Source organism: Achromobacter sp. UBA2119, from assembly GCF_002331005.1.
In the GTDB taxonomy this organism is placed as follows: Bacteria; Pseudomonadota; Gammaproteobacteria; order Burkholderiales; family Burkholderiaceae_B; genus Achromobacter; species Achromobacter animicus.
Genome location: NZ_DCYD01000008.1, coordinates 175,594 through 189,750, shown reverse-complemented (window position 1 = coordinate 189,750; position 14,157 = coordinate 175,594). Strand labels below are relative to the sequence as shown.

Here is a 14,157-nt window from a genome sequence, read left to right as displayed (position 1 = left end):
ATACGCCTTCGCGGCGCACCCGATGAAAGAACGCTTTCCCTCACTGATCGCGCTGTTCCTGCTGCTGGTGCTGGTCACCAGTTCTTGGTGGGCGGCCGATTACGCGCAACGCGCCATCCAGGTGGACCCGCCGCGCCGCGTCACCCATGAAATGGATGCGTGGTCGCGCAATTTCGTGATGTTGCGCACAGATCCCACGGGCAAGCCCATCAACCGCCTGGAAGGCGAGTACATGGAACACTTCCCCGACGACGACTCGTATCACGTCACGGCGCCCCGCGCCGTGGGCCAGCGCGAATCCAATCCGATCACGGTGGCGGTGTCCAAGACGGCCGTGATGGAACAGGGCGGCAAGCGCATCGTCATGCAGGGCGATGCCCATGTGCTGCGGCAGCCGGACCCCGAGAACGACATGCTGGACGTGCGCAGCCAGCAGCTCATCATCCTGCCCGATGAAGACGTGGTCTTCACCGACCTGCCTGCCACCGTCCTCAAGGGCCGCTCGCGCATGCAGGGCACGGGCATGCACTACAACAACAAGACTCGCCAATTGCAGGTTTCGGCATCGACCGACGTGGAAATTGCCGGTTCGGAAGGCAGACAGCAACGCCGCACCGAAATTCCAGCCAACAACACTGACCAGAAAAAACCATGACCGACCTTCGGACCCTCCTCGCCCCGACGACCCGCCTGATGGGCGCCGTGCTGTTGACGGCCTGCGCGCTTGCGCCGGCCCACGCGGCGGAACCGAAAGCGGCCGCGCCGGCCGAAGAGCCCAGCACGCTGATCCTGTCGGACACGCTGCACTACGACGACGTGAAGAAACAAAGCGTGTTCACCGGCAACGTCAACATGACGCGCGGCTTGATGACGCTGACCTCCGACACCCTGCAGATGAACGAGGATGCCAAGGGCAACCAGTACGGCACGGCCACGGCCAATAAGGGCAAGGTCGTCACCATCCGCCAGGAGCGCCCCGAAAACTTCGAACTCATTGAAGGCAAGGGCCTGCGCGCCGAATACGACGGTACCAATAGCACGTTCGACCTGATCGGCCAGGCCATCGTGACCCGCTACGTCTGTGGGAAACCGTTCGATACCATTCGCGGCGAACGGGTACGCTACAACGAGAAGTCCGGCACTTACGAAGCGCAAGGCGGCCCGAACTCCGCCGCGGCCGGTGGACGCGTGCGTTCCTTGGCCGAACCGCGCGCCAAGCTGGACGCCGCCGTCGCCGAATGCCGCAAGCAGCAGGCAGCCAAGAAAGGGCGCTGAAGCGCTTCTCCCGCAACACCAATCGCAGCCACGATGAATCAACCTTCAGTGCCGACCCCCGTGACCTCCGCCCCTTCGGGCGTCAAGCAGGGCAGCCTGCGCGCAACCGGACTGCGCAAGACCTACAACGGCCGCACCGTCGTGCAGGACGTGTCCCTGTCCGTGGTCAGCGGCGAAGTCGTCGGCCTGCTGGGCCCCAACGGCGCAGGCAAGACCACCAGCTTCTACATGATCGTCGGCCTGGTGCCGGCGGACGCGGGCCGCATTGAAATCGACGGCTCCGTCATCACCGCGATGCCCATCCACAAGCGCGCGCGCATGGGCCTGTCGTACCTGCCGCAGGACGCCTCCGTGTTTCGCCGCCTGACGGTGGAGCAGAACATCCGCGCGGTGCTTGAACTGCAAGTGGGTGCGGATGGCCGTCCGCTGTCGACCCCCAAGATCAACGAACAGATGGAATCGCTGCTCGAAGAACTGCAGATCGGGCACATCCGCAGCAACGCCGCCATCTCGCTGTCGGGCGGTGAACGCCGCCGCGTGGAAATCGCGCGCGCGCTGGCCACCAGTCCGCGTTTCATCCTGCTGGACGAACCGTTCGCCGGCGTGGATCCCATTGCGGTCATCGAAATCCAGCGCATCGTGCGCTTCCTGAAGGGCCGGGGGATCGGGGTGCTGATCACCGACCACAACGTGCGCGAAACCCTGGGCATCTGCGACCGCGCCTACATCATCAGCGAAGGCAAGGTGCTGACCGACGGCCACCCCGACGAAATCGTGGGCGACCCCGCCGTTCGCCGGGTGTACCTGGGCGAACACTTCCGTATGTAACCACTGCCTGAAAGACCCCGTAACGCATAAAAATAGACCGCCATACGCCCTCGGGCTCAGCCATAAAAATGCCATGAAGTTGCGGTAGGTCAGCTTGTTTTATCGGCCCGAGTCTATACACTAGAGCTAAACGAACCCTGCTTATTGAAGGAGAACGCCTACGACCCCACCGCGCCTTTTGCGCAATTTTTTCCTCTTTTAGAAGGAGAGCACACTATGAACCTGAGCATCTGCGGTCGTCACCTCGACGTCACCCCGGCCATCCGGGAATATGTCATGAACAAACTGGCGCGAGTGCTGCGGCATTTCGATCACGTCATCGATACCCAGGTCATGCTCTCAGTAGAGCCCCTGCGGCATAGAGCCGAAATCACCATGCGTCTGAGCGGCAAGGACATTCATTGTGAAGCAACCGATGAAAACCTCTATGCAGCCATAGACCTTCTTGCTGACAAAGTCGACCGTCAGGTCATCAAGCACAAGGACAAGGTAAGGAGTCATTCAGCAGAGTCCGTGAAGCGGCAAGCGGCGACACTCTCGCCACCCCAGCAGTAACGCGCTTCATGACCGCTCACCTGAGCGACTAGCAGTACAGCGATCCCTGGATCCTGCCTAAGTCCCGGTGTCCCGCTAGACCTTGCGTCCAGCCGGGGCATCGGCAAACTCCCCTCCTGCACTACCCACTCCCGTTTGTTTCATCCGCTGCCGCCTGACGGCCTCTTCGCGTTTTCCCTGGCTTTGTCCGATACGTGCCTCTGCGGGAACCCTCGGAGGCCCAGGAATGTCCACAAGGTATCGCGATCAGACTATGCTGTCGCTCTTGTGGTCCCGCTGGCATCTCGGTCTTCCGAGGCCCGGGTCGGTTGATTGTTGCAGTGCGTCATATAACCCTATAATGCCCTGATGAATCATTTGTCGCGCATCCTCCCCGCCGGCAACGTCGTGCTCGATATGCTCGCCACGAGCAAGAAACGTGCGTTCGAACAGGCCGGTCTGCTTTTTGAAAACAACAACGGCTTGGCACGCGCCCTCGTGTTCGACAGCCTTTTTGCCCGCGAGCGCCTGGGGTCCACCGCCCTGGGTCAGGGCGTGGCCGTACCGCATGGCCGTGTGAAGGGTCTGGAGCAGGCACTGGCGGCGTTCATCCGCCTTGCCCAGCCCATCACCTTCGACGCGCCCGACGGACAGCCTGTGTCGATGCTGCTGTGCCTGCTGGTGCCTGAAAACGCCACGCAGCAGCACCTGGACATCCTGGCCGAACTTGCCCAGCTGATGTCCAACAAGGCATTGCGCGAGGCCCTGGCCACCGAGCCCGATCCGGCCATCGTCCACAAAATGCTCACGACCGGCCAACTCTGATCCCACGCGGAATCGCTGCCATGCTCACGGTGCAGGAACTCGTCGACGACAACGCCGACAAAATCCCCTTTAACTGGATCTCGGGCCAGGGCGCCGCAGACCGCGCGATTCCCGACGACGGCATGGCAGCCGCCGACCTCGTCGGCCACTTGAACCTGATCCACCCGTCGCGCATCCAGGTGTTCGGCCAGGAAGAGCTGGCGTACTACACGCGCTTCGACCTGCGCCGCCGCATGCACCACATGGACGAGCTGCTGATCGGCGGCGTGCCGGCGATTCTGCTGGCCGATGGCCTGACGCCGCCGCAAGATCTGGTCGACCAGTGCGACCAGCACCAGGTGCCGCTGCTGTCCACGCCGGTGGCCGCCGCGCAGCTCATCGACCTGTTGCGCATCTATCTCGGCAAGAAGCTCGCGCCCACCACCACGGTGCACGGCGTGTTCCTCGACGTGCTGGGACTGGGCGTGCTGATCACCGGCGAATCGGGTCTGGGCAAGAGCGAACTGGCCCTTGAACTGATTTCGCGCGGCCACGGGCTGGTGGCCGATGACGCGGTCGAGTTCTCGCGCACCGCACCCAACATGATCGAAGGCCACTGTCCGCAACTGCTGCAGAACCTGCTCGAAGTCCGCGGCCTGGGTCTGCTCGACATCCGCACGATCTTTGGCGAAACGTCGGTGCGCCGCAAGATGCGGCTCAAGCTCATCGTGCACCTGGTGCGCGCCACGGCGCAGGACAAGTTCGAACGCCTGCCGCTGCAGGACATCACGCAGGACATGCTGGGACTGCCCGTGCGCAAGGTGATGCTGCAGGTGGCCGCGGGTCGCAACCTGGCCGTGCTGGTCGAGGCTGCAGTGCGCAACACGATCCTCAAACTGCGCGGCATCGACACGCTGGGCGAGTTCATGGAGCGCCAGGCCATGGCGATCCTCCAAAGCAGCAAATGAGCCCGCAACGTCGCCCTGCGGCATCGTGAGCCTTTACGAAACCCTGGCCGACGAGATCGCCGCGTCGATCGCAAGCGGCGTCCTGCGGGCCGGCGACAAGCTGCCTTCGGTGCGCGACGCGTGCGCCGCGCGCGGCGTCAGCCCTTCCACCGTCTTTCAGGCGTATTACCTGCTAGAAGCGCGCGGCCTGATTCGTGCGCAGCCGCGCTCGGGTTACTACGTCAACGCCCCCGCCGAATCGCTGCCGCCCGAACCGGGCGCCTCGTGTCCCGACGGCGAATCCACCGAACTGGCGATCAGCGAGCGGATCTTCGACATCCTCGGCTCGGTGCGCAACCGTGACGTCACGCCGCTCGGTTCGGCCTTCCCCTCTCCGCTTCTGTTTCCGTTGCCGCGATTGGCGCAGGCCATGGCCGCGCATCTGAAGCGCCAGGATCCGCGCGACACCGTCGAAGACCTGGCGCCCGGCAATCCGCGCCTGCGCCGGCAGATCGCGCTGCGCTACCTGATCGGCGGCATCAACCTGCCCGCCACCGATATCGTCGTCACCAACGGCGCCCTGGAGGCGCTGAACCTCTGTCTGCAAGCGGTTACGCAGCCGGGCGACACCGTCATGGTCGAGGCGCCCACCTTCTACGGTGCGCTGCAGGCGCTGGAACGACTTGGCCTGAAAGCGCTGGAAGTCCCTACCCATCCGCGCACGGGCATCGACCTGGACGCGATGCAGGCTGCCATCCTGCGTCACGCACCGCGCGCCTGCTGGCTGATGACGCAATTCCAGAATCCGCTGGGCTGCCTGATGCCCGACGACCGAAAGCGGCAACTGGTCGAACTGCTTGCGCGGCACGACATTCCGCTGATCGAAGACGACGTCTATGGCGAGCTGTACTTCGGCACGACACGGCCCGTACCCGCAAAGGCGTACGACACGCGCGGACTGGTGCTGCATTGCTCGTCGTTTTCGAAATGCCTGGCGCCCGGCTATCGCATCGGATGGGCCAGCGCCGGACGCTACGCCCAACAGGTGCAACGCCTGAAATTGTCATCGACGCTGTCAGCGTCGAGCCCCGCGCAAGGCGCGATTGCCGAATACCTGGAACAGGGTGGTTACGACCGCCACCTGCGTCGCCTGCGCCAGACCTTGCAGGCGCAGCAGGAGCGCATGGCCGACGCCATCGCACAGGCCTTTCCCGCCGGCACGCGCGTGACGCGCCCACAGGGCGGATTCTTCCTGTGGCTGGAATTGCCCGCCGCCGTGGATGCATTGTCGCTGCACCGCCAGGCGCTTGCGCGCGGCATCAGCGTGGCGCCCGGCCCGATCTTCTCGGCCAGTGGCCAGTTTGGCAGCGCGCTGCGCCTGAACTACGGACATCCTTGGGAAGCCGGCATCGAGGCCGCGATCCGCACGCTGGGCGATCTGGCGCACGAAGCCTGCCGTGCGGCGACCGCAGCGCGCTAGCGCGCCTGCCCGGTTACCGGCCGCGCGCGGGGCATGCGCGCGCGGCCTTCATCAGCGCTAATTCAACGTCGACGACGCCCGCGCACGCTTGACCTCCAGCGCGCTGACCCCGCCCGCCTCGTTGCCCCAGCTATTGCGGATGTATGTCACGAGCATCGCAATGTCGTTGTCGTTCAGCACCTGGCCGAACGGCGGCATGCCGTGAGGACGCGGGTTTGCAGCCGTGGCGGGCGCGTACCCGCCGTCCAGCACCATGCGGATGGCGTTGACTGGCGACGGCGCAGCCACCGTCGGATTGCCGGCCAGCGCGGGCCACGCGGTGCCGCTGCCCTTGCCGTCGGCCTGGTGGCATTGCGCGCATTGCTGGCTGTACAGCTTGCCGCCCAACTCCATGGCCGCAGGCGCGGGCGCGGCGGCACGCGCATCGGTTGCGGGCGGCGTGGCGGGCAACGACTTCAGATACACGCCGATGGCCAGCGCGTCATCCTCTGTCAGGTGCTGCGTGCTGCCCAGGACGACTTCCGCCATCGGCCCGCTGACCGTCGAATGCGCCGCAATGCCGGTCTTGAGCAGCGTGGCGATGTCCTGCGCCGTCCAGCGCCCCATGCCGGTTTGCATGTCGTTCGTGAGCGGCGGCGCGTACCAGTCCAGCACGGGAATCACGCCACCGGCCAGCGCGTTGCCGCTGCGCGTGGCGCCAAGGCTGTTGCGCGGTGTGTGGCAGGCCGCGCAATGGCCCAGCCCTTCGACCAGATAGCGGCCGCGATTCCATTGGACCGATTGACCGGGATCGGCTTCTTGCACTCCCGGCTTGAAATACAGCGCGCGCCATGCCGCCAGCAGCATCCGCTGGTCGTACGGAAAGGCCATCTCGGGCGGTCGGTTGGCCTGCCTGATGGGCGAAATGCTGCGCAGATAGGCATACAGCGCATCCGAATCGCTGCGCGTAACGCGTGTGTATTCGGTGTAGGGGAACGCCGGATACAGCAGCGTGCCGTCCTTCGATTTGCCGTTGTGCAGCGCCTGCCAGAAGTCGTCGGCCGTCCACGCGCCGATGCCGGTCTCCGCGTCGGGCGTGATGTTCGGGCCGTACACCGTGCCGAACGGCGTGGGTACAGGCGTGCCGCCGGCAAACGCCTTGCCCCCTCGGCTGGTGTGGCAGGCCATGCAGTTGCCAGCCAGCGCCAGGTAGCGGCCACGCTCGATCTGCGCCGCGCCGTCGGCCGCCGCCACGGCGGGGCCGGTGCTGGCATCGTCACGCGTGCCGAGCCAATACAACGTGCCTGCGGCCACTACGACCACCAGCAGCAGAACAACCAGGATTCTTTTCATCAGCGTCATTCGCGGCCCCGTTCAGCGTTGCGCCTGGCTGCCGCATTCCGCGGGGAGCCGGACCGAATTCGCGGCGACGGGCACGTAGGGCTCGACGACGGGCTGCGACGACAGCCACGCCGCCAGGGCGCCGATGTCGTTAGGGGTGAGCTTGTTGGAGATGTCGGCCATGCAATCCGGCGCGGCGGCGCGGCGCAGGCCGTTCTTCCAGCCGCCGATCTGCGCGCCGATGTAGTCGCGCGGCAGACCCAGCAGGCCTGGGATCGCGGGCAACATGCCGGACAGGGCCGCGCCGTGACAGGACGCACAGGCCGGCAGGCCGCGCGCCGCATCGCCCTCCTTGGCAAGCCGGCGACCGGCCTCCAGCGTGGCGGCGGACACGTCCGCGCGAACAGGAGCCGGATACGGCACATGCTGCTCGGAAAAGTACGCGGCCATCTCGCGCAGGTAGTCGTCGGGCAAGCCGGCCAGCAGGTGCGTCATGGGCCGGTACTGCCGCCGCCCGTCGCGAAAGTTCAGAAGCTGGTGATAGAGGTAGTCCTGCGGCTTGCCGGCCAGCCGCGGATAGTAGCCGTCGGCGCCCGCCCTGCCCTGTGCGCCGTGACAGGCGGTACAGGCCGCGACCCGGGCCGCCATGGTGTCGGGCTGCAGCGTAGGCGGCGCCGTCTGCTGCGCCAGGGTCGGCGCGGACATAAACACAACAGCCGCAGCCGCCAAAGCGCTGCGGAAGGCCCAAAACCGCGGCAGTGAAACACTACAAGAGGAAATGAGGGCTAACATCTAGGTCAAATTCCAACCCCCCGAATCGTGATGGCGGGGCGCGTAAAAGTGGAACTGCGATGGAACTGCGGCGTCTGCGGCCCCTAGCTTACGTCAGGGCACGCAGCGGGGAACAGGCGCAGATCCTGAGTTTATGGCCATATCAGATGCTATCCCGCCGGCATCGTCCTGGAAAAGCGTGCCACAATCATGTCCATGTTGAAAGTCGTCCTCGTCACCGGCATTTCCGGTTCCGGCAAATCCGTCGCGCTGCGCATGCTCGAGGACGCGAGCTACACCTGTGTCGACAATCTTCCCGTCCGTTTCCTGACCGAGTTCATTGCGCAGGCGCGCGACGACGGCATGGAACGCGTCGCCGTCGCAATCGACGTGCGCTCACCGGGTGAACTGGCCGAACTGCCCGACGTGGTCACCGCGCTGCGCGCCATGGGCACCAGCCTGCGCGTGGTCTTCCTGGATGCCAACACGGCCACCCTGGTGCAGCGCTATTCCGAATCGCGCCGCCGCCATCCGCTGACCGACCGCCTGCAACGCGGCGGCACGGCGCCGTCGCTGACCGAATGCATCGCGCTGGAAAGAGAGCTGCTGGCGCCGCTGCGCGAGCAGGAGCACGTCATCGACACGTCAGAACTGACGCCCGGCCAGCTTCGTGCCTGGATTCGCGACCTGATCAAGGCGGACCGCGCGCCGCTGGTGCTGACGTTCGAATCCTTCGCCTACAAGCGCGGCGTACCGGGCGACGCGGACCTGGTGTTCGACGTGCGCTGCTTGCCCAATCCCCATTACGACCGCAACCTGCGTCCGCTGACCGGCCGCGACGAACCCGTGGCCACGTGGCTCGCGGGGTACGAGCAGGTGGGCCTGATGATCGACGACATCGCGGGCTTCCTGAAACGCTGGCTGCCGCTGTACACCCAGGACACCCGCAACTATCTGACCGTGGCCATCGGCTGCACCGGCGGCCAGCACCGCTCGGTGTATGTCGTGGAGCAACTGGCGCTGCGCTTTGCCGACCACGACCCGCTGCTGGTGCGCCATCGCACGCAACTGCCTGACGAAACCGCATGACGCTTTCCCGCCCGCTACATTTCCTTTTCATGCTGCTGCTGGCGATCGCCGTGGCAGGCTGCTCCACCAGCGGCGGACGCAAGAAGGGCGGCTACTACAAGGACGACGGGCCGGACGCCAATCCGCCGTCGAACCTGGACCAGATCCCCGACGCGGTGCCCAAGCTGGAACCTTACGCCAGCGGCGCGAACCGGCCTTACGTCGTATTCGGCCAGCGCTACGTACCCGACACCAGCGGCCAGGCCTACAAGAAGCGCGGCATCGCCTCGTGGTACGGCAAGAAATTCCATGGCAACTCCACGTCGATCGGCGAGACCTACGACATGTATGCCATGACCGCCGCGCACACGACGCTGCCGATCCCCAGCTACGCGCGGGTGACCAGCATGGTCAACGGCAAGACGATCATCGTGCGGGTGAACGACCGCGGCCCCTTCCATAGCGACCGCATCATGGACTTGTCCTACGTCGCGGCCTACAAGCTGGGCATCATCGGCCCGGGCAGCGGACAAGTGGTCGTGGAAGCCATCCAGGCCGAGGAGATCCGTCGTCTGGCCTCGCAAGGCGCGCCTGCAGCCCCCGCGCCGGAACCGGAATCGGCCACGGGCTCCACGCCGGTCATGGCGCCGGTGACGTCCACCCCCGTGGCGCTCGCGCCCGAGCCCCTGGCGCCTGCCGCGCCCAGCCCCGCCCCGATGCGTCCGGCTGTCGGCGCCGCCACGGGCAGCGTCTACCTGCAGGTGGGCGCGTTCAGCCAGCCCGGCAACGCGCAGTCGCTGGTCAGCCGCATCAATACGCAGCTCGGCGCCGAAGGCGCGCCGCCGGCGTCGGTGGAACAGGCCAATAATCTGTACCGCGTGCGGATCGGTCCGTATCCCGATCGCCAAAGCGCGCTCAATGCCGTGCCGCTGGTGTCCGACCGGATCGGCATCCTGCCGACGATCGCGTCGCAGTAAGCGGAACGACGGCTACCAGGGCAGCTCTGCCTGCCCGTCGCACACCCGGCGCGCGTGCGCGCTGCGGCTCACATAGCGGTTGCCTTCATGCGCCAGCAGCGCCTGCTTGCGCGGCAATCCACCGCCAAAGCCCGTCAGCGAGGTGTCCGCGCCGATCACGCGGTGACACGGAATGATGATGCTGATGGGATTGCGGCCGACCGCGCCGCCGACTGCCTGCGCGCCCTCGGGCCGGTTCACCGTGCGGGCCAGTTCGCCATAGCTGGTGAGCGTGCCGAATTCCAGCGCGCACAACGCATGCCAGACCTGGTGCTGAAAGGTCGTCCCCACCGGGTCGAGCGTCACGTCGAACAGGCGGCGCTCGCCGGCAAACCATTCGTCAAGCTCGCGCCGCGCCTGCTCCAGGAACGGATCGCTATCGGTCAGCGTCCATCCATCCGGCGGCGGCAGCAGCGCCTGATCGGTGAACCACGCGCCGCGCAATCCCTTCGGGCTGGCCACCAGGCGCAGATCACCGAGCGGCGTGGGCATGTCGCGATAGGTCAGCCGCTCTTGCGGGTCGGCAGGCTTGTTGGACACGATGGTCGAATACACCATGGCTTACTCCTGCCCCTTCTTGCGGGTCAGGGCCCGGTTGTAGAGCACGTCGCGCGGCTGGCCAGTGACCTTGGCCGCGACCCGCGCGGCGTCGCGCACGGACAGCGACTCCAGCAAGGCGTCCAGCAGAACGTCGTGGGCGGGATCGACGTCGTCGGATTCAGGCGCGTCCGCCTCGGCATGGACGATCAGCACGAACTCGCCCTGTTCGCGATGCGCATCGGCGGCCAGCCATGCCGCGGCCTCGCCCAGCTTGACGGTGCCGATCTCTTCGAAGCGTTTGGTCAGTTCGCGCGCGACGGTCAGTTCACGTTCCGGACCGCAGACCTCGAGCAGGTCCGCAACGGTGGCCGCCAGCCGATGCGGCGATTCGAACATCACGACGGGCGCGGGCAACGCGCACCATTGGCGCAGCCAGCGCTGCCGGGCCACCGCCTTGGACGGCGCAAAGCCCGCGAAGGCGTAGGCAGGGTTCTCGTCCGTGGTGACGCCGCTGCCCATCAGGGCGGCGATCACGGCGCTAGGGCCGGGTACAGGCACCACCGCATAGCCGGCGGCACGCACGGCGCGGACCACGCGGGCGCCGGGGTCGCTGACCGCGGGCGCGCCGGCATCGGACACCAAGGCCACGCGCTGGCCTTGCGCCAGTCGCTCGCAAATGGCTTGCGCCGCGGCGGCCTCGTTGTGGCGATGCGCCGCCATGAGCGGCGTGCTGACGCCCCAGGCGTCCAGCAGCGTGCGGCTGGCGCGCGTGTCCTCGGCAGCGATCACGTCAGCCCGTTGCAGGGCGTGCCAGGCGCGCAGGCCCAGATCGCCGAGATTGCCGATGGGCGTGGCCACGACATACAGCGTCGAGGCGGGCCAATGCTGGCCCGCCACGCGTTCCGACACGCGGGACCAGGCATCGCCGGCAATGGGAGGTGAGACGTTTTGATTCATTGCTGCCTGCTGACACGAAAAACCATGTCAGTGTAGCCGCCTATGCCCGCTGCTTTCGGAATCCCATGACGGACGACACCCTCCGCCTGGCCTGCGAACTTGCCCTGGCGGCACGCCGCCGCGCCGCAAAACGCCGGCGGTGCACCAGGCGCACGCCTGCCGACCGCCCGCCCCCGCGCCGCTCGCCCACCCAGCGGCGCGGCGACCATCATGAAGCGGCGGCGTTGCGCCTGCTGGCGGCCCAGGGTCTGACGCTGCTGGCGCGCAACCTGGCCTGCCGCGCCGGGGAAATCGACCTCGTCATGCGCGAGGGCGACACGCTGGTCTTCGTCGAGGTCCGGGCGCGCGCCGCCAGCCGCTTCGGCGGCGCCGCCGCCAGCATCGGCCCCGAAAAACAAACGCGCCTTGCCCGCGCGGCGGCGTATTGGCTGCCCGAACTGGCCCGCCGGCACTGGGGCGGCCTGGTCCCGCCCGCCCGCTTCGACGCCGTGGTTTTCGACAGCGGCGACCCCGCCTGGCTGCGCGGCGCATTCTGGCTGCCATGACCTGGCTGGTCTGGCGTGACATCCCCCCTCGCCCACGTTGCGCATGGACGGAACCGCGGCCCTGCCCCGTGAGATAATCGCGCCCATGGATATGACCTCTCGTATGACGTCGCACTTTCGCGACGCCATGGCCGCTCACGAACAAAGCATGAACGTCCTGGCCGAACCGCTGGCAGTGGCCGTGGACGTGCTGTTCGGCGCCCTGGCGAACAACGGCAAGATTCTGGCTTGCGGCAATGGCGGCTCGGCTGCCGACGCGCAGCATTTCATCGCGGAACTGGTGGGCCGCTTCGAACGCGAACGCCTGCCGCTCGCGGGCATTGCGCTCAACACCGACACCTCGATTCTCACGGCAGTCGGCAACGACTACGGCTTTGACGAAATCTACGAACGGCAGGTCAACGCCTTCGGACAGGCCGGCGACGTGCTCGTGGCCATCTCGACCAGCGGCAATTCGCCCAACGTGGTCCGCGCCATGGAAGCCGCCAGCGCGCGCGAGATGCACGTCCTGGCCCTGACCGGCAAGGGCGGCGGCGTCATGGGGGAACTCATTACCCCGATGGACGTCCATCTATGTGTTCCCAGCGATCGCACCATGCGCATCCAGGAAGTCCATATTCTGCTGCTGCACGCGCTGTGCGACGGCATCGACGCTCTTCTGCTTGGAGACACCGAATGATTCTTGACGTCAGACCCGCAGTCCGCCCGCTGATGCTTGCCGCCGCGCTATCGACCGCGGCGCTTTCGCTGACGGCCTGCGCGCCCTTGATCGTGGGCGGCGCCGCCGCCACCACGGCGGTCGTGGTCACCGACCGCCGCACGTCCGGCGTCCAGCTCGAAGACCAGAACATGGCGTTCAAGGCCCAGAGCCAGATCGCCCAGAAGCTGGGCGACACGGCCCGCGTCAACGCCATGGCCTACGGCGGCCACCTGCTGCTGACCGGCGACGTGCCCTCCGAAGAAGCCAAGAACCAGGCCACGGCCATCGCGCAAAGCGTGGAAAACGTGAAGCAGGTCATCAACCAGCTCAACGTCGGCCCCATCGCCTCGTTCGGCCAGCGCTCCAACGACACCTGGCTGACCTCCAAGGTCAAGACCGCGCTGCTCAACACCAAGTACGTGCCCTCGGGCACCATCGCGGTCACCACCGATCGCGGCGTCGTCTACCTGATGGGCAAAGTCACCCAGGCAGAAGGCGAATACGCCGCCAATGCCACCGCCGACGTCGGCGGCGTGACCAAAGTCGTCAAGCTCTTTGAAATCATCAGCCGCGAAGAAGCCATCCGTCTGTCTGGCAGCGGCTCCAAACCCGCCACCACCGAAAGCAAGGCGCCCATCGAAACCGGAACCGGTCCGGCCACCGACAACGCGGCTGGCACGGGCGGCACGAGCAGCGGCGTTGAAGCAATGCCCATCAAATGAAAAAAGCCATCGTAGCCCTCGCAGTTCTCGTGGCCGTCGGCATTGGCGCCTGGTTCGCCATGCGCCCGGCCCAGACCGCGCCCGACGTCACCTTCACCACGCTGGAAGGCAAGACCTTCTCCATGCAGGACCTGCGCGGCAAGGTCGTGCTGGTCAAATTCTGGGCAACCAGCTGTGTGACTTGCGTGAAGCAGATGCCCGACACCATCTCCGCCTACAACGAGTATGCGGACAAGGGATATGAAGCCATCGCGGTCGCCATGAACTACGACCCGCCCAACTTCGTGCTCAACTTCGCCGAAACCCGCAAGCTGCCGTTCCCGGTCGCGCTGGACACCAAGGGCGAGATCGCGCGCGCCTTCGGCGACATCCGCCTGACGCCCACGGCGTTCCTCATCGACAAAGAGGGACATATCATCAAGCGGTACCTGGGCGAATACGACAAGGCCGAGTTCCACGCCACCGTCGAAAAGGCCCTGGCCGCCGGCTGATCCGCCGCATCAGCGCAGCCCCAAGGAATCGCCCGCTGCAAGCGGGCGATTTTTTTTGGGCTTGAAGATGGCTGAAGGTGTCTGACACCCATCGGGCAAGATCGCCGAATGGATGAGCCGCCACAAGGGTGTCTGGCACCTTCCAATAAAAAGCCGCCC

The 14,157-nt window shown here is 66.2% G+C and carries 17 protein-coding genes; 13 read left to right on the top strand and 4 right to left on the bottom strand.

Annotated elements, in window-relative coordinates; all coding sequences use genetic code 11:
* Positions 1-22: 22 nt before the first annotated feature.
* The 7 genes from lptC to B3098_RS04600 all read left to right on the top strand — a co-directional run bounded on the left by lptC (position 23) and on the right by B3098_RS04600 (position 5,868).
* Complete coding sequence (lptC, locus tag B3098_RS04630) at positions 23-655, top strand: LPS export ABC transporter periplasmic protein LptC (protein WP_175138994.1); 633 nt, start codon at positions 23-25, stop codon at positions 653-655.
* Positions 652-1,275, top strand: coding sequence for a lipopolysaccharide transport periplasmic protein LptA (lptA, locus tag B3098_RS04625; RefSeq protein ID WP_175122035.1), 624 nt, complete (start codon positions 652-654; stop codon positions 1,273-1,275). Before lptC ends, lptA begins: the two co-directional genes overlap by 4 nt.
* 33 nt (positions 1,276-1,308) lie before the next feature.
* Positions 1,309-2,103 carry an LPS export ABC transporter ATP-binding protein gene (gene lptB, locus B3098_RS04620; RefSeq protein WP_169271627.1) on the top strand — a complete coding sequence of 265 codons (795 nt, stop codon included), beginning with the start codon at positions 1,309-1,311 and terminating at the stop codon, positions 2,101-2,103.
* Positions 2,104-2,319: 216 nt separating this feature from the next.
* A complete protein-coding gene (hpf, locus tag B3098_RS04615) occupies positions 2,320-2,658 on the top strand; it encodes a ribosome hibernation-promoting factor, HPF/YfiA family (RefSeq protein WP_056319592.1) in 339 nt (112 codons plus the stop codon).
* Between the two features lie 348 nt (positions 2,659-3,006).
* Positions 3,007-3,462, top strand: a complete 456-nt coding sequence (locus B3098_RS04610; protein WP_175122034.1) for a PTS sugar transporter subunit IIA — start codon at positions 3,007-3,009, stop codon at positions 3,460-3,462.
* A gap of 20 nt (positions 3,463-3,482) precedes the next feature.
* Positions 3,483-4,409 carry an HPr(Ser) kinase/phosphatase gene (gene hprK, locus B3098_RS04605; protein WP_006216298.1) on the top strand — a complete coding sequence of 309 codons (927 nt, stop codon included), beginning with the start codon at positions 3,483-3,485 and terminating at the stop codon, positions 4,407-4,409.
* Between the two features lie 25 nt (positions 4,410-4,434).
* On the top strand, positions 4,435-5,868 hold the full coding sequence (locus tag B3098_RS04600; RefSeq protein WP_286892048.1) for a PLP-dependent aminotransferase family protein: 1,434 nt from the start codon (positions 4,435-4,437) through the stop codon (positions 5,866-5,868).
* Between the two features lie 57 nt (positions 5,869-5,925).
* Here the strand turns inward: B3098_RS04600 and B3098_RS04595 are convergent, their stop codons facing one another.
* A complete protein-coding gene (locus B3098_RS04595; RefSeq protein WP_286892046.1) occupies positions 5,926-7,209 on the bottom strand; it encodes a c-type cytochrome in 1,284 nt (427 codons plus the stop codon).
* Positions 7,210-7,221: 12 nt separating this feature from the next.
* Positions 7,222-7,980: a c-type cytochrome gene (locus tag B3098_RS04590; protein ID WP_286892044.1), complete on the bottom strand. Its 759-nt coding sequence runs from the start codon at positions 7,978-7,980 to the stop codon at positions 7,222-7,224.
* 195 nt (positions 7,981-8,175) lie between these two features.
* Here B3098_RS04590 and rapZ point away from each other — a divergent pair, with 195 nt between their 5' ends.
* Complete coding sequence (gene rapZ / locus B3098_RS04585) at positions 8,176-9,048, top strand: RNase adapter RapZ (RefSeq protein ID WP_056566400.1); 873 nt, start codon at positions 8,176-8,178, stop codon at positions 9,046-9,048.
* Positions 9,045-10,004 (top strand): septal ring lytic transglycosylase RlpA family protein, encoded by a 960-nt coding sequence (locus tag B3098_RS04580; RefSeq protein ID WP_286892043.1) that lies wholly within the window; start codon positions 9,045-9,047, stop codon positions 10,002-10,004. The genes rapZ and B3098_RS04580 overlap by 4 nt, the downstream gene beginning before the upstream one ends.
* A 12-nt stretch (positions 10,005-10,016) precedes the next feature.
* Here the strand turns inward: B3098_RS04580 and B3098_RS04575 are convergent, their stop codons facing one another.
* Positions 10,017-10,601 (bottom strand): methylated-DNA--[protein]-cysteine S-methyltransferase, encoded by a 585-nt coding sequence (locus B3098_RS04575; RefSeq protein ID WP_286892041.1) that lies wholly within the window; start codon positions 10,599-10,601, stop codon positions 10,017-10,019.
* Positions 10,602-10,604: 3 nt separating this feature from the next.
* Positions 10,605-11,540 (bottom strand): 16S rRNA (cytidine(1402)-2'-O)-methyltransferase, encoded by a 936-nt coding sequence (gene rsmI, locus B3098_RS04570; protein WP_175122028.1) that lies wholly within the window; start codon positions 11,538-11,540, stop codon positions 10,605-10,607.
* Between the two features lie 65 nt (positions 11,541-11,605).
* On the opposite strand from rsmI, the gene B3098_RS04565 reads away from it, so the two are divergent.
* The 4 genes from B3098_RS04565 to B3098_RS04550 all read left to right on the top strand — a co-directional run bounded on the left by B3098_RS04565 (position 11,606) and on the right by B3098_RS04550 (position 13,998).
* A complete protein-coding gene (locus B3098_RS04565; protein WP_286892039.1) occupies positions 11,606-12,085 on the top strand; it encodes a YraN family protein in 480 nt (159 codons plus the stop codon).
* 85 nt (positions 12,086-12,170) lie between these two features.
* On the top strand, positions 12,171-12,764 hold the full coding sequence (locus B3098_RS04560; protein ID WP_175122026.1) for a phosphoheptose isomerase: 594 nt from the start codon (positions 12,171-12,173) through the stop codon (positions 12,762-12,764).
* Complete coding sequence (locus tag B3098_RS04555; protein ID WP_191578456.1) at positions 12,761-13,507, top strand: BON domain-containing protein; 747 nt, start codon at positions 12,761-12,763, stop codon at positions 13,505-13,507. Before B3098_RS04560 ends, B3098_RS04555 begins: the two co-directional genes overlap by 4 nt.
* The gene (locus tag B3098_RS04550; protein ID WP_056560300.1) at positions 13,504-13,998 is read left to right on the top strand and encodes a peroxiredoxin family protein; all 495 of its coding nucleotides are present in this window, start codon (positions 13,504-13,506) and stop codon (positions 13,996-13,998) included. The genes B3098_RS04555 and B3098_RS04550 overlap by 4 nt, the downstream gene beginning before the upstream one ends.
* Positions 13,999-14,157 lie beyond the last annotated feature (159 nt).